We start from the raw sequence: 18,181 nt of genomic DNA, 5'->3' as shown, positions 1-18,181 counted from the left end.
AAAGAAGGGCCGCACATGCACACCTCCCGAAGACTCACCGCCAGACTCACGGCCACGGCATCCGCCGCCTGTCTGGCCGCCGCAGGACTCGCGCTCGTCCCGGCGGGAGAGGCCTCGGCCGCGGGCGCGCCGCAGGGCGGCCACGTCTACGCGCTGACGGCGGCCAACAGCGGCAAGAACGCCGCCGTGCTGTCGGACTCCCTGGCCAACGCAGCGACGGTCGTGCAGAAGACCGCCTCCGGCGGCCCCGGCCAGCTGTGGGAGGCGGTCGACCACGGCGACGGCACCTTCTCGCTGGTCAACATCAACAGCGGCAAGTGCATGGACGTCCAGAACGGCTCCACGAACGCGGGGGCCGCGATCATCCAGTGGCCCTGCACCGGCGCCGGCAACCAGAACTGGACCTTCAGCGGTTCGGCGATCGTCTCCGCCCGCAGCGGCCTGTGCCTGGACGTCTCCGACGGCTCCACCGCGGAGGACCACGCGATCATCCAGTGGACCTGCAAGAACACCACCAACCAGCAGTGGAGCCTGACCGAGCGCCCACGCTCGGCGACCTGGGGCCCGAGCATGGTCAGCGGCGGCCAGACCTTCACCTCGCAGACCATCCGGATGGTCGTCCACAACAACACCTCCGGCGCGGGACTGCGCATCCGACTGTCCAACCTGCGCAGCACGACCGCCCTCTCGGTCGGGGCCGTCACCGTGGCCGTCCAGTCCAGCGGCGCCACCGCGGTCGCGGGCACCACACACACCGTCACCTTCGGCCGGTCGGCCACGCCGACCATCCCCGCCGGGCAGGAACTGACCAGCGACGTCATACCGATGCCGGTCGCCGCGGAGCAGAACCTGCTGGTGAGCGTCTACCTCCCGGGCACCACCGGCGCCTCCACCTACCACTACGACGCCCACCAGACCTCGTACCTGTCCGCCGCGGGCACCGGCAACCACGCCGCCGAGGCGGCCGCGACGAACTTCACCACCACCACGAACCACTGGTTCTACGTCGCCGGACTCGACGTCGTGTCACCCACGGCCAAGGGAACCGTCGTGGCCATCGGCGACTCCATCACCGACGGCTCCATCGCCACCGACAACGCCAACCAGCGCTGGCCCGACTACCTCGCCCGGCGGCTGCAGGCCCAGTCCGGCGGCCAGCGCCTCGGCGTGGCCGATGCGGGCATCGGCGGCAACCGGGTGGTCACCGACAGCCCGTCCGCGCAGCAGGGCATCGCGGCCGTCACCCGGTTCTCCCACGACGTCCTGACCCAGCCGGGCGTGAAGGACGCCATCCTGCTGGAGGGCATCAACGACATCAACCAAACCAGCGTCACCGCCGACCAGATCATCGCCGGCTACCAGACCATGATCAACCAGGCGCGCCAGGCAGGCGTCCGGATCATCGGTGGGACCATCCTGCCGAACTCCACGCAGACCGCAGCCAAGGCCGCCATCCGCGCCCAGGTCAACCAGTGGATCCGGACCAGCGGCGCGTTCGACGCGGTGATCGACTTCGACGCGGCGCTCCGGGACCCGGCCAACCCGGCGCAGCTGCTCCCCGCCTACGACAGCGGCGACCATCTGCACCCCAACAGCGCGGGCATGCAGGCCATGGCCAACACGGTGAACCTCTCGCTGCTCACCTCCTGAGCGGTGCCCACCTCCCGGACGGCGTAGTTCCGTTCGGCGCCCCGTCTCCGCGTACGGGGCACCGGACGGAACGGCCCGTCATCCGTGCGCCTGCGGGCAGCTGCTGCCGACGATGACGGCCAAGGCATACCGGCTCCTCTGCCCTTCTCGTCGGTCAGCGCGAGAAACAGCAGGCCATGGGCCTTATGTTTCCCGCTGTAGTTCTTGCGGTTGTCCGTCCCGGTGCGGCGGCGGGTGCGGATCAGGGTGCCGTCCAGCAGGACGACCTGATCTGGATCTCCTCAGCCCGGCCCCGGCCGGTCCAGCGAGATCACCACCGCCCGCCACGACAAGCTCACCGAGCTGCGCGAGGCCGGCCTCGGCGCCCTGGCCGACCTCGGCTTCGTCGGCCTGGACGACGACCCCGACGACCACCCCGCGATCATCACCGGCCGCAAAGCCACCCGGAACCACAAGCTCACCGAGGGGGAGAAGGAGGCGAACCGTCTGCTCAGCCGCGAACGCGCCGTCGGCGAGCACGGCTTCGCCAACCTCAAGACCTGGCGCTGCCTCACCAAGGTCCGCATGCACGCCCGCCACGCGACCACCCTCCTGCGGGCCCTCCTCGTCCTCGCGAACACCGAGATCCAGAGGTGACCGACGATCTCCCCGGAACGATCACGCTCCTGACCGGCACGAGCACGTCAACTCAGGGCCACACCAGCCCCGTGAACTGCGAAAACAGGATGAAAACCTCTCAATGCCCCCTGCGCACCTCGATGTTGAACTCCGCGTGCCCGAGATTCCGGAAGAGGTCGAGCCACAACGGCAGCAGCATCTCCACGCTCCGCGCCGACCGGATGCCACCCAGGTCGAGCACCCGGTGCGGCGGCCACCCGAACTCCCCGAGGAGACCGATGACCTGCTCCTTGGCGCTCGCGTCCGTACCGCACACGAAGATCTGGTGTTCGCCCGGCACCAGCGAGGGATCCACCATCACGTTGGAGTTGACGGTGTTGAGGGTCTTCACCACACGCGCGTGCGGGAACGCGCGCTGGATCTGCTCGCCCACGCTGTCCGACTCGACGGGCGACAGCCTCAGCTCCCCGTCCTCGAACGCCATCGGGTTGGAGACGTCGACGACGACCTTCCCGTCGAGGTTCTCCGCCCCCGCCGCCTCCAGAGCCGTGAGCGCCACCCGGCCCCCGACGGCGACCACGACCACCTCGGCGGACGAGGCCGCCTCCGCGAACGTGCCGGCCTGTGCTCCCGCGCCGGCGCCGCGCGCCCACTCCAGGGCGGTGGGGTTGTCCTTCGAGCGGGAACCCAGAGTCACCTCGTGGCCCAGCTCCGCAAGCTTTCCGCCGAGCGTACGGCCGACCTCGCCCGTGCCCAGAACCCCGTACCGCATGGCCACCTCCGCAACTCCGGCCGCCGACCCCCGACGGCCCGCGGGTCATTCTGCTCCGGGACACATGGATTTCTCCTGGACATGTCCGGACGCGTCGCATGGGATGGTGCCGTGACCACGGACACCGGAACCGACGTCTTCGAAGACCACCGCCCCGTCCTCATGGGCGTCGCCTACCGCATGCTCGGGCGGGTGGCCGACGCGGAGGACGTCGTCCAGGAGGCGTGGCTGCGCTGGTCCGGCGCCGACCGCGCCGAGGTGCGGGAACCGCGCGGCTATCTGGTGCGCATCACCACCCGCCTCGCCATCGACCGGCTGCGCCAGGTCAAGGCGCGCAACGAGGCGTACGTCGGGCCCTGGCTGCCCGAGCCGTACGTGACCGACTTCGGGGACACCGTCCCGGACACCGCCGAGCGGGCCGTGCTCGCCGACTCCGTCTCCCTGGCCGTCCTCGTCGTCCTGGAGTCGCTGTCGCCGCTGGAGCGGGCCGTGTTCGTGCTCAGAGAGGCCTTCGGCTACCCCTACGCGGACATCGCCGCCATGCTGGAGCGCGGCGAGCCGGCCGTGCGCCAGCTGGCCGGGCGGGCCCGCAGGCACGTCGAGGAGCGCCGGCCGCGCTACGAGGTCGACCCCGGCCGGCGTCGTGAGCTGACCGAGCGGTTCCTCGCCGCCGCCGGGGAAGGCGATCTGGAAGGTCTCATGGCGCTGCTCGCGCCCGATGTGCGCCTGGTGGGCGACAGCGGCGGCAAGTCCCGGGCGCCGCTGCGGGTCCTGGAGAGCGCCGACAAGGTGGGCCGTTTCCTCGTCGGGGTCGCCCAGAAGGGCGTGGCGGACCTGTCCTTCCGCTTCATGGAGATCAACGGCGGCCTCGCGGTCGTCATCCTCTCGGCGGGCAAACCCGACAGCGTCTTCCAGGTGGACGTCTTCGAGGGGCGCATCCAGGCCGTCTACATCATGCGCAACCCCGACAAGCTGCTGTCGCTGGCCGAGGTCTAGGCGGCGCGGACGGGCCCGTACGAACGCCGTGTGAACGCTGTGCGGCAGGTGCCCCGCGCCGCGCGGACGGGATCGAGGATTGGTCTTGACCAAGGGTTTGGGCCGCCCTATGGTCGCAGATAAGTGCAACAACCTTTAATAAACAAGGGCGCTAAAACGCCGCCGGACCACGGCGATTGCGGAGGACAGGGTGGGGACCACGCAGCTGGAATCGGTGCCGGAACCGAAGTACTGGCATCTCAAGACCGTGCTCAGTGAGGCATTGGACTCCGAGTTCTCCGTGGGCGAGATCCTGCCGAACGAGCGCGACCTGGCCGCCCGCTTCGGCGTCGCCCGCGCCACGCTCCGCCAGGCACTGGAGCAGCTCGAACTGGAAGGCAGGCTGCAGCGCCGACGCGGTGTCGGCACGACCGTCGCCCCGCCGCGCGTGGGCGTCGCTGTCGGCACGGAGCAGCACGCCTGGCCGGGAGCGGCCGGGGACGTGTGGCAGGCCGCCGACTGCACGGCGGCGGCCCCGCCCGCGGCCGTCGCCGCCGCGCTGGAGACGGGCCCGGACGAGACCGTGTACACGGTGCGCCGCTCCCGTGTGTCAAACGGCCAGCCCGTCGCCGCGGAGCTGCTCTACATCCCGGCGTCGTCGGTGCCCGACCTCTCCGCCATAGACGCGCCGTCCGGACCGGCACGCGCGCGTGCGGTGCTGCGCGAGCTGCACCGGCTGGAGCTGGAGGGGCAGGACAGCTCCGTGGAGCTCGGCTCCGCCCGCGCGGACGACGCCAAGGAACTGGACCGGCTGCCGGGGGCGCCCGTGCTCGTCGTCACCACCCGCTTCCTCGCCGACGGCCGCACCGCGGCCCTCTCCGTCGCCACCTACAGGGCGGACACCTGCCGCCTGACCTTCGGCGACTCGGGAGGCGTGGAGATCCACCAGGGACCCGAGCGCCAGGCGTCCTGACACCCGCGCACGTCACTCGTGCTGTGCCCCGGGACCGCTCCGGGGCACAGCACGCGTGCGTGCCCCGGTCTCAGCGCCGCGCCGTCATCGTGCCCTCGACCGCGAACAGCTGCTCCTCCACGTGGTCCAGGGCGAGCCGGAGCGCGCCGGTCGCCACCGCGGCCTCGCCGAGGAGCGACAGGGTGACCTTCGGCGGGCGCAGACAGTAACGCGCCAACTCGCGGCGCAGGGGGTCCAGTACGCCGTCCAGGCCGGCCGCCCAGCCGCCGATGACGACGAGTTCCGGGTCGAGGGCCAGGACCAGGGCGGCCACGTCGTGGACGAGCCGCTGGATGAAGCGGTCGACGGCCGCGCGGGCCCGCTGGTCTCCCTCCCGGGCCTGCGCGAAGACCTCGGCGACGGCCTGTTCGTCCAGCGGGTGCAGCGGCTCGTCGGTGGTGGACAGCAGCGTCTCGGGGGTCACCTCGCGGCCCAGCAGATGCAGCGCGCCGATCTCGCCGGCCGCCCCTCCGTACCCCCGGTGCAACTGCCCGCCGATCAGCGAACCGGCTCCGGGGCTCAGCCCGGCCAGCACCATCACTACGTCGTCGGACTCGGTGGCCGCGCCCTTCCAGTGCTCCGCGACGGCCGCGGCGTTGGCGTCGTTCTCGACGAGCACCGGGCACTTGAAGGACCGGCTGAGCCGTTCGCCCAGACGCAGCCCCGTCCACTCGGGCAGCGCGGCGCACAGCCGTACGGTGCCGTCCGCCTCGACGATCCCGGGCGAGGCGACTCCCACGGCCCGCAGCGAGCCGCGAGCGACCCCGGCCCGGCGCAGCAGTTCGGCCACCGCGGTGCGCAGCCGCTCCAGGCGCTCGTCGGCGGGAGCCGTCTCGTCGACGTCCTTCGCGACCGAGCCGAGCACCCGTCCGTCGAGGTCGGCGAGGAGCGCGGCAACGCGGTGGGGCCCGATGTCCAGACCCAGCAGATGTCCGGCCTCGGCCCGGAACCGGAAGCGCCGCGCGGGCCGCCCCTGGCGTCGTACGACGCTCTCGTCGGCCGCCTTCTCGACGACGTAACCCACCTCGATGAGGCCCTCGACGACACCTTCCACGGTCGGCCGGGACAGTCCGGTCACCCGGGTGATCTCCGTCAGTGTCGCCGCGTCCGTGGCACGCAGCGCGTGCAGCACCACCGCGGAGTTGATCCTTCGCAGCAGCGAGGGGTCCCCGCCGGTCAGCTGCCCCAACGTCCCGTCCTCCCAGCTCGTGCGCGTGTTGGCCGGATCGTACCGGGTCGCTCCGCCGGGTTGTGCCGCTCGGGAGTGCCGCGCTGCGCCGTCGTGGCTGGTCGCGCCCCGCGGCGGAGCCGCTGATGGCACGGCCCCGCGCCCTTCGGGGCACGCCCATCAGCCCGGGGCCACGAAGCCCGACTCGTACGCGGCGATCACGGCCTGAGTGCGATCACGCGCGCCGAGTTTCGCCAGTACGGCGCTCACGTGCGACTTCACTGTCTCCGTGCCGACGATCAGTCGGGCGGCGATCTCCGCGTTGGACAGCCCGCGGGCCATCAGCCGCAACACCTCGGCCTCCCGTTCGGTCAGCCGGGCCCGTTCCATCGCGTCCCGGGCGGCCCGGTTGCCGTCGCTCTCGCCGTACTCGGCGGCCAACTGCCGCACGGAGGCCGGGAACAGCAGCGACTCGCCCTCCGCGACCAGCCGCACCGCGTGCACGATCTCGGCCGGGCGGGCCCGCTTCAGCAGGAACCCGTCGGCGCCGGCCCGCAGCGCCTCGTACACGTACTCGTCGTTCTCGAACGTCGTCACCACGAGGATCTTCGGCGGCTCGTCGACCGTCCGCAGCACCGCGCGCGTGGCCTCGATGCCGTCCAGCAGCGGCATCCGTACGTCCATGGCGACCACGTCGGGCCGCAGCCGGCGCACGAGCGGGATCACCGCCGCCCCGTCGGCGGCCTCCCCAACGACCTCGATGTCGGGCTGCGCCTCCAGAACGGCCCGCAGACCGGCGCGTACGAGGGGCTCGTCGTCGACGAGGAGAACGGTGACCGGCATCCGGACAGCGTAGATCAGCTCAACGGCAGCTCCACATGTACCTGCCAGTCGCCCTCGTCCGGCCCGGTTCGCGCGCGGCCGCCCAGCAGGGCCGCGCGCTCGCGTATACCGCGCAGCCCGCTGCCCCGGCCGGGCCCCGATATGTCGGCGGTCAGCGGATTGCGGACCTCCAGGGTGAGGGCGGCGTCCGTGACCTCGACGCGGACGCGCACGGGGACGGCTCCCGCGTGCCGCAGCACATTGGTCAGAGCTTCCTGGAGGATGCGGTAGCCCTCGCGGGAGACCGGTCCCGGGATCGACTCCAGCGGACCGGACACGTCCGAGTCGACCTTCGCGCCCGACGCGCGCGCGGACTCCAGGAGACGGTCCGCCTCCACCAGCGTCGGACGGCTGCTCACCGGCCGCTGCGCCTCCCGCAGCACTCCGAGCACCCGCTCCAGGTCCTCCAGCGCGGCCCGCCCGGTCTCCTCGATGGCGGCCAGGGCCCGGTCGGTGAAGGCCGGGTCGCCCGCCGTTCGGGCCGCGCCCGCCTGCACCACGGCCACCGTCAGCGCGTGACCGATCGAGTCGTGCAGTTCACGGGCGATCCGGTTGCGCTCCAGAAGCTGCTCGGTGCGCTCCTCCAGGGCCGTGAGGCGTTCGGCGGCGGACGGGCCGAGCAGTCGGCGCGCGACGCCGGTGATCAGCTCCCCCAGGCCGACCACGACCCCGTACAGCGCGACGAGCGGAACCGGCACCAACAGCCAGTACGCCCAGTGCGGTCGAGCCTCGCGCAGGAGCGGGACGGCAGCGTCCGGGGTGTGTCCGAGCGAGATGCGGGCCAGCTCGTAGGCCAGAGCCGGCAGCCATACGCAGCTCGCCGAGGCCACCGCGCCCAGTGCCATGCGTACCTCGAGCCACAGCACTGTGCGCAGCCGGTCCCGCCAAGTCGCCGCCGGGCTCACGGAGATGCCCGAGTCCTGCTCACTCGGTGTCAGCAGCAGCCGCGCCTGCACCCCTTCGCCCAGCCGCACCGCCGGGATGAACCCGACCGGCACGAGCACGGCCGCGGGCAGCCACCACGTCGACATGTCGATGTAGAGCCACACGCTGACGATGAGAATCGGCACCCACAGGTGCAGCAGCCGTGTGTACGTCGTCCCCCGGAGCAACGGGCGCAGAAAGCGGGCCATTTCGTCATCGTGCCAGCCGCCACTGACAACGGGCTTCCCCCGCGTGGGGGAGAGGATCTCCACCCGTGGGGGAGGAGATCACCCCACTCCGGCGGCGACGCTGCTGCCATGACCAGAATCGACGTCGACAACCTCACCAAGGAGTACGGCACCCGGCGGGCCGTGGACCACCTCACCTTCACCGTCCACCCCGGCAAGGTCACCGGCTTCCTCGGCCCCAACGGCGCCGGAAAGTCCACCACCATGCGGCTCGTGCTCGGCCTCGACCGGCCGACCTCCGGTACCGCCACGGTCGGCGGCCGCGCCTACGCCACGCTCCGCGAACCGCTGCGCCACGTCGGCGCCCTGCTCGACGCGGACGCCGCGCACGGCTCCCGTACCGGCCGGGACCATCTGCGCGCACTGGCCGCGAGCAACCGCATCCCGCGGCGCCGGGTGGACGAGGTACTGGCGCAGGCCGGGCTGTCGTCGGTGGCGCGCCGACGGGTGAAGACGTACTCCCTCGGCATGCGCCAGCGCCTCGGGATCGCCGCCGCACTGCTGGGCGACCCCGAGGTGGTCATGCTCGATGAACCCTCCAACGGCCTCGACCCCGAAGGCATCGTCTGGATCCGCGCGTTGCTGCGCCGGCTCGCGGGCGAGGGGCGCACCGTGCTGGTCTCCAGCCACCTCATGAACGAGACCGCGTCGTTCGCCGACCATCTGGTGGTCCTGGGACGTGGACGTCTGCTGGCCGACACCCCGATGCGGGAGTTCATCGACGCGCGCGTGCAGCCACGTGTGCGGATCCGGACGACGGACGCCACCGCCCTCAAGAGCGTCCTGGCACGGCACGGACACGACGCGGTGGAGCACGTGGACGGGCACTGGATCGTGGACCACGCACGCGTGGACGACATCGGGCGCCTCGTCTCCGCCGCCGGCGTGCCGGTCCTCGAACTCGCCTCGGAGGAAGGCACGTTGGAGCAGGCGTATCTGGACCTCACCGGCGCAGAGACCGAGTTCACCGCACAGCCCCAGGAGGCCTGACCATGGAATTCACGCCCGTACTCCACGCGGAGTGGCTCAAGATCCGTACCCTGCGGTCGCTCGTCGGCGGCCTCGCCGCCGTGCTGCTCGCCACCACCCTGTTCTCGGCCCTCGCCGGCGCCGACAGCGACGGAGCGGACTTCGACCCGCTGTTCTCCGTCTTCTTCGGCGTCAACTTCGGGCAGATCGCGGCGATCGCGTTCGGTACGACCGCGGTGTCGTCCGAGTTCCGGGGCGGCGCCCTGCGCGTCAGCCTGGCCGCGGTGCCGCGGCGCGGGCGGTGGTTCGCCGCCAAGGCGGTGGCGATCGCCGTACCCGTGCTGGTCGTCGGGCTGGTGGGCGGTGCGGTGAGTCTGGCCGTCGGCAGAGCCGCCCTCGGAGTGAAGGCCGACGGGCTGAGCTGGAGCGAGGAACTGCGCGCGGTCGTCGGCTGCGGGGTCTATCTGACGCTGATGGCGCTGCTCGCGGCGGGACTGACGGCCGTCCTGCGCAGTGGCGTCGCCACCCTGAGCATCCTCATCCCGTTCCTGCTCATCGTCTCCTTCGTCATCGGCGACATGTCCGGTTCCGTCGCGGACGTCCTGCCGGACCGGGCGGGCCAGGTGGCGCTCCACGAGACATGGACCGGCACGCTCGGACCGTGGACAGGGCTTGCGGTGACGGGGCTGTGGGCGGGGGTCGCGCTGCTGGCCGGGGTGTGGAGCGTGCGGCGCCGGGATGCCTGACACCTCACCAATTGTCAGTGCCGGCCGGTTTACTGGACCACATGGACATCGCACAGCACATCGCCCGCATCGAAGAGCTGTGCTTCCGCCCCTTTCCGGCGGAACACGGCTACCACATCGCGGAGTTAGAGAGCAGTCATGGCCTCAGAGGCGGCGACGGCGCCGAGCGAGCGGTGACGGTGGATCAGTACGAGAAGGTCCGGGACGCCCTCTACGAGGAACTGGCGCCGCGCTGGGGTGAAACCGCCCCCTGGAACCTGCAGACGGTTCTGCTGCGCACCGAGCGGGAGGAGATACCGGAGCCGTGGGCCACTCTCAGCGCACGCGCGCGCGTGGCCTACGGCTGGGAGGTGGTGGGCACCGGCCGCTGGGCCGCCGTGGCCGTCGCCGACCGGGACGAGGCGGACGAAGTCCAGCTCGTCGCCGTGGTCACTGAGACAGACCCGCCCTGACCCGCAACCGCCCGAACTCCTCCGCCATCGTCTCAGCCGTCCAATGCGCGTTCAGTCCGCTCGGATTCGGCAGCACCCACACCCGCGTCTCCCCGATCGTCCGCTCCTGCGGCCCCACCTGGGCCTTGCGGTCGTCGAAGGCCGCCCGGTAGGCGGTCACCCCCACCACGGCCAGCCAGCGCGGCCGCAGTCGTGCCACCTTCAGCGCCAGCTGCCGCCCGCCGTCGCGGTACTCCTGCGCACTCAGCTCGTCGGCCCGCGCGCTAGCCCTCGCCACCACGTTCGTGATCCCGAGCCCGTAGGACAGCAACTTGCCCTGTTCCGACGGCTTCAACAGCCTGGGCGTGAAGCCGGACAGGTGCAGCACGGGCCAGAAGCGGTTGCCCGGCCGGGCGAAGTGGTGGCCCGTCGCCGCCGTCATCAACCCGGGGTTGATGCCGCAGAACAGGACACCGAGGCCGTCCGCGACCACGTCCGGGACGAGGCGGTCGCGGGCGGCCTCCAGTTCCGCCTGGGTGAAGCGGGTCAGAGGATCGCCCCCGGGGTGTAGCCCGCGGCCTCCGGGTGCTGCTTCACGATCTCCTCGATGCGGCCGACGACCGCGGCGACCTGGTCGGCCGCGGCACCGGTGAAGGACAGCTTGTCGGCCATCAAGGCGTCGAGCTGGGCACGGTCGAGAGGGATGCGCTCGTCGGCGGCCAGCTTGTCGAGGAGTTCGTTGCGCTCGGCGCCCTGCTCGCGCATGGCGAGCGCGGAGGCGACGGCGTTCTCCTTGATGGCCTCGTGCGCGAGCTCACGCCCGACGCCCGCGCGCACCGCGCCCATCAGCACCTTGGTCGTGGCGAGGAAGGGGAGGTAGCGGTCGAGTTCACGCGCGACCACCGCAGGGAAGGCGCCGAACTCGTCGAGCACCGTCAGGAACGTCTCCAGCAGACCGTCCAGAGCGAAGAACGCGTCCGGGAGAGCCACTCGGCGGACCACCGAGCAGGACACGTCGCCCTCGTTCCACTGGTCGCCGGCCAGCTCGCCGGTCATCGACGCGTAGCCGCGCAGGATGACCATCAGACCGTTGACGCGCTCGCAGGACCGCGTGTTCATCTTGTGCGGCATCGCGGAGGAACCGACCTGGCCCGGCTTGAAGCCCTCGGTGACCAGCTCGTGCCCGGCCATCAGCCGGATCGTCTTGGCCAGCGACGAAGGCGCCGCCGCCAGCTGCACCAGCGCCGTCACGACCTCGTAGTCCAGCGAACGCGGATAGACCTGGCCGACCGAGGTGAACGCCTGCGAGAAGCCCAGGTGCCGGGCGATCCGCTGCTCCAGGTCCGCCAGCTTCGCCGCGTCCCCGCCCAGCAGGTCCAGCATGTCCTGCGCCGTGCCGACTGGGCCCTTGATGCCGCGCAGCGGGTAGCGGCCCAGCAGCTCCTCGACCCGGCCGTATGCCACGAGCAACTCGTCGGCGGCGGTCGCGAAGCGCTTGCCGAGGGTGGTGGCCTGCGCGGCCACGTTGTGGGAGCGGCCGGCCATGACCAGCTCGCCGTACTCGCCCGCGAGCTTGCCCAGGCGCGCCAGGACGGCCACCGTGCGGTCGCGCACCAGCTCCAGCGAGAGCCGGATCTGCAGCTGCTCGACGTTCTCGGTGAGGTCGCGGGAGGTCATGCCCTTGTGCACGTGCTCGTGCCCGGCGAGGTCGTTGAACTCCTCGATCCGCGCCTTCACGTCGTGCCGCGTGACCTTCTCGCGCTCGGCGACGGAGGCCAAGTCGACGGTGTCCAGGACACGCTCGTAGTCGGCGATCGCCGCGTCCGGCACCTCGATCCCGAGGTCCTTCTGGGCTCGCAGCACGGCGAGCCAGAGCTGTCGCTCCAGCTTCACCTTCTGCTCGGGCGACCAGAGCGTGGCGAGCTCGGCGGAGGCGTAGCGTCCGGCGAGGACGTTCGGGATGCGGGGCTTGGCGGGCGCAGAAGTCACGTGTACGGATTCTACTGGCGATTCGTGCAGGCCAGCGCCAGGGATGTGTTCGGTGGAACCTACGAGACCTGGGTCACGCCGGTCCGGTCGGCCGACCGGGAGGGTTTTCGCCCCCGCCGCCCTTACCCGCCTTACCCGTCCCATCCCGTACCTGGGGGCTGCGCCCCCAGACCCCCCTACGGCCCTGAACGGGCTCGTCCTTGACCGCTGGCGTGTCGTGGTTTTTTCCGCTTCCTGGGTGACCGCGGCGAACGCGACTGATCGCTGTGGAGCCCGGCATCGCAGTTTGGATCGAAGATAAGTCGTACTCATTTCGACAAGATCTACGACGTGAGCTCTGAAATCGCCAAGCGGACAAATAGCCTTTATCGGTCGTAGTAGCACGCGAACACCCCGTCATCCCTCTAAATCCGCCAAGGGAACGCCGTCAAACTCTTGACGAGCCCATTGGTAAGGCGGCTAATTGCTTTCACGTCGGAAGCAGAAGAGCCGCCTTCAGTGCCCGACGCCCGCCCCGGACGGCCCGGGGTCGGCCCGTCCAAGCGTCACCCCCCGACTCGCTCGGGGCACCTGCGAGCCCAATGGAGTCGCTCATGACCGTCAACATGCCTTCGTCCGGCCCGAAGAGAGCGCTCAGCAAGTGCTGCTGACCGTGACGGCCTGGGGCGGCGGCGGTTCCGCCGGTACGAGCACCAAGGACGGCTTCGCCCAAGCGCCGCAGAAGGACGGTGCGTTGACCGTCCGGGTGGACGCGATCCTTATGGAGGCCGCGAAGCTGTACCAGCAGCAGCACCCGGACCGATGCTCGCCGGGCGCCACACCCTCCTCGACCGGTCCGCGCTGGACGACGTCCTGGCCGCCGTACAGGAATCGGGCAAGGAGCATCGTCCAGGTCGGCGTCTGCAACTCCGGCCTGCACTCTCGTGAGTGGCCGGTCGAAGGCACCCGTCCCAGCACCGTCAACGTCACGCTGGGCATGCGCGACCGCGCACAAGTGACGCAGACCGTGGCTCTCCAGCGAAGCGCCGTACCCCCGGCGCTCTGGGACGACCTCCGGTGCCAAGGGCTGATCAGGCCCGACGTCCTCACCACCAGCGGTACACAGGGCACGGCCGACCGCCCCGCGCCCGATGGACGGTCCGCGGCACATGGTGACGGCACTCGCGGGGGGAGTTCCCGATGCCGCTGATCGACAAGGGCGATCACCACGGGGCGGCCACCGTGGACGAACTGCTCCACGGCCTTGTGTGTGTGGGGGCACGATCAACGCGCTCACCGCCGCCACGATCGCCTTCTGTCACCCGCCCGCCCGATTACACAGGCCACGCCCCGTCCGTCACGAGGGAAGCTCGCACCCCTTCTGTCGTCGCGGAGTCGCCCCCGATCCCCAGGGTTTTGCCGCTCACCGACGCTCCTGAGCCTTCGGAGCGCTCAGGGGCGGAGCGATGAAGAGCCGCGTCAACCGCACTGACACCACCCCCGGAGCCGAAACATGAACGCTTTCCCGACCGTCCGAACCAGATGGAGGGGCAGACCATGAAGCCCGCCGCCCCTGCCCTCCGCAAGCTGTCAGCAGTGCTTGCGATGGCTCTCCCCGCGATGCTGCTGACCTCCCTCGCGACGCCGACCCCGGCCTCGGCCGCGACCCAGGCGACCTACTACGTCGCCCCCGACGGCAGCGACACCAACGCCGGGACGATCACCGCGCCGTTCAAGACCCTGCAGCACGCACGGGACGTCGTGCGCACCGTCAACAGCAACATGACCGGAGACATCAACGTCTTTCTCCGCGGCGGCAACTACCCGGTGAGCAGCACCATCAACTTCACGCCGGCCGACTCCGGAACGAACGGCCACCAGGTCGTGTACGCCGCCTACCAGAACGAGAAGCCCGTCCTGAACGGTGGCGTTCCGGTGACCGGCTGGACACAGGACAGCGGGAACATCTGGAAGGCCACCCTCAGCCGCGACAACAAGCTCCGGACGCTCTACGTCAACGGCAAGCGCGCCCAGATGGCCTCGAAGACGATCACCTCGGCCGGATGCTACGGGACCTACACCGTCACGGCCGGCCAGGCTCCCTGGGCCTGGGAGTCGGGTTCGCAGTGCGACGGATCCAAGTACAGCCTCTCCGATCTGCCCGCCATCGCCTCCAACCAGGACGACGTCGAGATCAAGTCGGCGACGACCTGGACCACGGCCATCGTGGGAGTCCGCCAGATCACCACCAGCTCGGACGGCGCCAACCGCGTGGCCCTGTTCCAGCAGCCGGGCGCGGCCATCGCCCAGGGACCGCCGAACGGCAACTTCAACCCCAGCGGCACCCACACGTTCATGAACGCGTTCGAGTTCCTGGACCAGCCTGGCGAGTTCTACTTCAACAAGACGACCCACACCGTCTACTACTACAAGTCCCCCTCCGATGACATGACGTCGGCGCAGGTCTTCGCGCCGAACAACGTGTCCACCCTGATCAAGATCGCCGGCACCTCCACGACCGACCATGCGCGGAACATCACGTTCTCCGGGCTCACGGTCGAGCACTCCGACTGGAACCTGGTCAATGTCGCGGGCTCCGTCTTCCGGCAGGGTCAGCAGGGCAACGCCAGCTCGACCGTGTACGCGAAGAAGAACTTCCACGCGTACACCTACCGCAACGTCGACCTGCCGCCGGGGATCATCCAGATCGAGAACGCCGACGGAATCGTCCTCCGGCGCAACACGGTGCAGCACACCGGCGCCGACGGAATCAGCATGGTCAACGACGTGACGGACTCGCAGTTGACCGGCAACGTCACGAATGACATAGCCGGATCCGCAATCACCGTGGGACACCCCCAGCACGTGTACATCGGGGACTACACCTCGACCAACCACGAGAAGTACCCGGTGAACGTCGAGGGACTCTGCAAGAACATCTCGATCACGGACAACTACCTCTACGACAGCGCGGTGCTGTTCCAGGGGTCCAGCCCCGTGTCGGCGTACTTCACCGAATCCCTGTCCGTGCAGCACAACCGGATCGAGAAGTCCCCGTGGGCGGGCATCACCCTCGGCTGGGGCTGGTGGAACTTCGACGGTTCGTCGAACTCGATCCGACCGGGTGTGCCGACCACCACAGCGAAGAACAACACCATCAGCTACAACCAGATCGTCGACACGATGCAGGTCCTCGGCGACTCCGCTCCCATCTACGACCTGGGCAGCCAGCCGGGAACCGAGATCAGCAACAACTACATCCAGGGCGTTCCGGCCGGCCACAAGTACGGACTCCACCCCGACGAAGGCTCCGCCTACCTCAACTTCCACGACAACGTGCTCGACCTTGACCCGAACGTGGCCTTCGCCATCAACTCCGGCACCTGGGGCAAGCAGCACGACCTGAGCATCACCAACACCTACGGCACCGTCAACAAGATCAACGACAAGAACGTCCCGAACAGCACCATCGAGGACGTGCGCGCGTACGCGGACGGCGTGTGGCCGTCCCAGGCGTACAGCATCGCCGTGAACTCCGGCTTGGAGGACGCCTACAAGGACATCATCCCCCAGAGCAACCTGGGCCTGCAGGACTACGCCCTGCCCGCGAGCACGTTCACCGGCAAGGGCGTTTCGTCCATCCCCGTCCGCACCATCGGCGACGCGAGCAGGACTCTCTGGCTGGCACCCTCCGGTACGACGACGTTCGCCGTCGGCCCCACCATGACGAAGGCAGCCGGAACCGCGACGACCATCACTGTCCCGCCGACGGCCGGCGACTACCGCCTCTACGTCGTGGACGCCCAGGGGATCGCATCTGCCGCGTCGAAGTCGCTCGTACGACAGCGATGGGCCTACGTCGACGACAAGGACTCTGCTCTCACCTACTCCTCCGGCTGGTCGAACTGGAACGACGCGCAGGACTTCAAGGGGTCCGAGAACCACACGAGCCGGGCGGGCGACTACGTCCAGTACTCGTTCACCGGCTCGGGCGTTCGATATCTCAGCATGAAGCAGCCGAACATGGGGAAGGTCGACGTCTACATCGACGGCACCCTCGCGCAGGCGGGCATCGACGCCTATGCCTCGACGGTGACGAAGCAGACGGTGCTGTTCGAGAAGACGGATCTCGCCGCGGGTCCCCACACGATCAAGGTCGTGTGCACCGGAACGAAGAACGCGGCCTCTACCAGCACCGTCTGTGCGCTGGACGCGTTCGCCTCCATTCACTTCCCCTCCAAGAACGCGTTCTACAAGGTCCTCAACAAGAACAGCGGCAAGGCGATCGACGTCTCGGACGGATCGACCTCCGCCGGGGCGAACATCATCCAGTGGAACGACACCGGGTCGCAGAACCAGCGCTGGCGGTGGGTTGCCGTGGGTGACGGCAGCTACGAGATCGTCAACCAGAACAGCGGTCAGCTGCTGGACGTCTACCAAGCGTCCACAGCGGACGGCGCGACCATCGTCCAGTGGACCGACAACAACGGTGCGAACCAGCACTGGACCCTGGCCGCCGCCGGAAACGGCTACTACAAGATCAAGAATGTGAACAGCGGCAAGCTGCTCTCGGTGTCCGGCTCGCCGACGACAGCGGGCGCTCAGCTCGTGCAGTCGACGGACACGAACGCCGACAGCCAGCTGTGGCAGGCGGTGAACGTGGACTGATTCCCTACCGAACCCTGAGCGGTTCGGCCACGGAGCGAGCACGGCCTCCCTGCGCTTCTGCAAGGCGGTCGTGCTCGCTGCCGTATGCGCTCGGAGAGGCCGGCTGCTCGTCAGGTCCAGGGAGAGGCGGTGAGCCAACTGGTGTCCTTGGCCACGACGCTGGGTTGTCCCAGGCGTTGCCACCGCCGTTGCCTGCGGAAGGAACGACCCGCCGGCAGGCGGGTTGCCCTACCCATCGGACAAGCCCTGGAGCCCCACCCGCCGCCAGCCCGTCACGGGGCCGGGGTTTGTGTCGTCCACAGGGGTGACCCAGAAGGCTTTGCCCAGCTCAGCGCTGAACTGGGCGCCTGTCCGGCCGTCGCCGGAGGAGCGGCCCGTCAGACGGCGGCCGATCCACGGCAGCAGGTGCTGCCGCGCGAAGCGGACGTCCGCCGCCCGCCGCATGGCCCACCCCGGAGGCGGCGTTGCCGCCATGGGCGTGTGCCAGTCGGCGTCCTCGGGGTCGTAGCCGAGTGTCTGCCAGACCGCCTCGGCGACCCTGCGGTGCCCCTCGGCCGTCAGGTGCAGCCGGTCCACGTCCCACAGGCGCGGGTCGCTGAGCGACGGTGCTCCGTACAGGTCGGCGACCACCGCGCCGTGCCGTGCGGCGAGTTCGTCGACGACGGTGAACAGCTCCTCCATGCGCGGCCGGAAGCGCTCAAGGACCGGACCTTGGCGGCCCGGGCTGCGCATCAGCACCAGCTGTTTGCAGGACGGGGCCAGGCGCTCGACGGCCTCGGTGAGCAGATCCCGTACCCGTCCCATGTCGCACTTGGGTCGCAGCGTGTCGTTGAGCCCGCCCACCAGCGTGATCACGTCGGGCCGCATGGCCGCCGCCACGTCGACCTGCTCGTCGACGATCTGCCTGATCAGCTTGCCGCGTACCGCGAGGTTCGCGTACCGGAAGCCGGGGGAGACGGCGGCCATCCGCCCGGCGAGGAGATCGGCCCAGCCCCGGTAGGAGCCGTCGGGAAGCAGGTCCGACATGCCCTCGGTGAAGGAGTCGCCGACCGCGACCAGGCTGGTGTGTGTGGGGTTCGTCTGCATGGCGGAAAAGATGGTAACCCGGTTCCATACCCATCGGTCGGTCGGCCCGGTCGTCTCGTCCGAG

Annotated in this window: 15 protein-coding genes and 1 pseudogene; 9 read left to right on the top strand and 7 right to left on the bottom strand. The window is 70.0% G+C overall.

Annotated features, from left to right (window positions below):
- Window positions 1-15 precede the first annotated feature (15 nt).
- Both OG870_RS07360 and OG870_RS07355 read left to right on the top strand, forming a co-directional pair.
- Window positions 16-1,650: a GDSL-type esterase/lipase family protein gene (locus tag OG870_RS07360; RefSeq protein ID WP_327690777.1), complete on the top strand. Its 1,635-nt coding sequence runs from the start codon at window positions 16-18 to the stop codon at window positions 1,648-1,650.
- Window positions 1,651-1,959: 309 nt separating this feature from the next.
- Window positions 1,960-2,286: a transposase family protein gene (locus OG870_RS07355; RefSeq protein ID WP_327692299.1), complete on the top strand. Its 327-nt coding sequence runs from the start codon at window positions 1,960-1,962 to the stop codon at window positions 2,284-2,286.
- Window positions 2,287-2,386: 100 nt separating this feature from the next.
- On the opposite strand, the gene OG870_RS07350 is transcribed toward OG870_RS07355, so the two are convergent.
- A complete protein-coding gene (locus tag OG870_RS07350) occupies window positions 2,387-3,040 on the bottom strand; it encodes an NADPH-dependent F420 reductase (protein ID WP_327690776.1) in 654 nt (217 codons plus the stop codon).
- A 111-nt stretch (window positions 3,041-3,151) separates the two neighbouring features.
- Between OG870_RS07350 and OG870_RS07345 the strand changes: the two genes are divergently transcribed.
- Both OG870_RS07345 and OG870_RS07340 read left to right on the top strand, forming a co-directional pair.
- Window positions 3,152-4,036 carry an RNA polymerase sigma-70 factor gene (locus OG870_RS07345; RefSeq protein ID WP_266530778.1) on the top strand — a complete coding sequence of 295 codons (885 nt, stop codon included), beginning with the start codon at window positions 3,152-3,154 and terminating at the stop codon, window positions 4,034-4,036.
- A gap of 190 nt (window positions 4,037-4,226) precedes the next feature.
- Window positions 4,227-4,988 carry a GntR family transcriptional regulator gene (locus OG870_RS07340; protein WP_327690775.1) on the top strand — a complete coding sequence of 254 codons (762 nt, stop codon included), beginning with the start codon at window positions 4,227-4,229 and terminating at the stop codon, window positions 4,986-4,988.
- Window positions 4,989-5,058: 70 nt separating this feature from the next.
- On the opposite strand, the gene OG870_RS07335 is transcribed toward OG870_RS07340, so the two are convergent.
- The 3 genes from OG870_RS07335 to OG870_RS07325 form a co-directional block, all read right to left on the bottom strand.
- The gene (locus OG870_RS07335; protein ID WP_266530774.1) at window positions 5,059-6,216 is read right to left on the bottom strand and encodes an ROK family protein; all 1,158 of its coding nucleotides are present in this window, start codon (window positions 6,214-6,216) and stop codon (window positions 5,059-5,061) included.
- A gap of 159 nt (window positions 6,217-6,375) precedes the next feature.
- Window positions 6,376-7,038: a response regulator transcription factor gene (locus tag OG870_RS07330; RefSeq protein WP_266530773.1), complete on the bottom strand. Its 663-nt coding sequence runs from the start codon at window positions 7,036-7,038 to the stop codon at window positions 6,376-6,378.
- Window positions 7,039-7,052: 14 nt separating this feature from the next.
- Entirely contained in the window at window positions 7,053-8,210 is a 1,158-nt protein-coding gene (locus OG870_RS07325) for a sensor histidine kinase (RefSeq protein ID WP_266586250.1), read from the bottom strand.
- Between the two features lie 108 nt (window positions 8,211-8,318).
- On the opposite strand from OG870_RS07325, the gene OG870_RS07320 reads away from it, so the two are divergent.
- Genes OG870_RS07320 through OG870_RS07310 form a run of 3 tightly spaced genes read left to right on the top strand, consistent with a single transcriptional unit; the run spans window position 8,319 to window position 10,416 of the window.
- The gene (locus OG870_RS07320) at window positions 8,319-9,239 is read left to right on the top strand and encodes an ABC transporter ATP-binding protein (RefSeq protein ID WP_266586252.1); all 921 of its coding nucleotides are present in this window, start codon (window positions 8,319-8,321) and stop codon (window positions 9,237-9,239) included.
- Window positions 9,240-9,241: 2 nt separating this feature from the next.
- Entirely contained in the window at window positions 9,242-9,964 is a 723-nt protein-coding gene (locus OG870_RS07315; protein ID WP_266586254.1) for an ABC transporter permease subunit, read from the top strand.
- 41 nt (window positions 9,965-10,005) lie between these two features.
- Window positions 10,006-10,416 (top strand): hypothetical protein, encoded by a 411-nt coding sequence (locus OG870_RS07310; protein WP_266530765.1) that lies wholly within the window; start codon window positions 10,006-10,008, stop codon window positions 10,414-10,416.
- On the opposite strand, the gene mug is transcribed toward OG870_RS07310, so the two are convergent.
- Both mug and purB read right to left on the bottom strand, forming a co-directional pair.
- Window positions 10,394-10,945: a G/U mismatch-specific DNA glycosylase gene (mug, locus tag OG870_RS07305; RefSeq protein WP_266588527.1), complete on the bottom strand. Its 552-nt coding sequence runs from the start codon at window positions 10,943-10,945 to the stop codon at window positions 10,394-10,396. The two genes, OG870_RS07310 and mug, sit on opposite strands and share 23 nt — an antisense overlap.
- Window positions 10,942-12,384 (bottom strand): adenylosuccinate lyase, encoded by a 1,443-nt coding sequence (purB, locus tag OG870_RS07300; RefSeq protein WP_266586256.1) that lies wholly within the window; start codon window positions 12,382-12,384, stop codon window positions 10,942-10,944. Before purB ends, mug begins: the two co-directional genes overlap by 4 nt.
- Window positions 12,385-13,170: 786 nt before the next feature.
- Between purB and OG870_RS07295 the strand changes: the two are divergent.
- Window positions 13,171-13,573 (top strand): annotated as a pseudogene (locus tag OG870_RS07295) (hypothetical protein); the annotation flags it as partial.
- A gap of 347 nt (window positions 13,574-13,920) precedes the next feature.
- Entirely contained in the window at window positions 13,921-17,031 is a 3,111-nt protein-coding gene (locus OG870_RS07290) for an RICIN domain-containing protein (protein WP_327690774.1), read from the top strand.
- Between the two features lie 228 nt (window positions 17,032-17,259).
- Here the strand turns inward: OG870_RS07290 and OG870_RS07285 are convergent, their stop codons facing one another.
- Window positions 17,260-18,117, bottom strand: coding sequence for an SGNH/GDSL hydrolase family protein (locus OG870_RS07285; RefSeq protein ID WP_266527601.1), 858 nt, complete (start codon window positions 18,115-18,117; stop codon window positions 17,260-17,262).
- Between the last annotated feature and the right edge of the window lie 64 nt (window positions 18,118-18,181).

This window comes from Streptomyces sp. NBC_00461, assembly GCF_036013935.1.
Classification (GTDB): Bacteria; Actinomycetota; Actinomycetes; order Streptomycetales; family Streptomycetaceae; genus Streptomyces.
The sequence above is the reverse complement of the archived record's forward strand: the minus strand, read 5'-3'. Positions and strand labels throughout refer to the sequence as shown.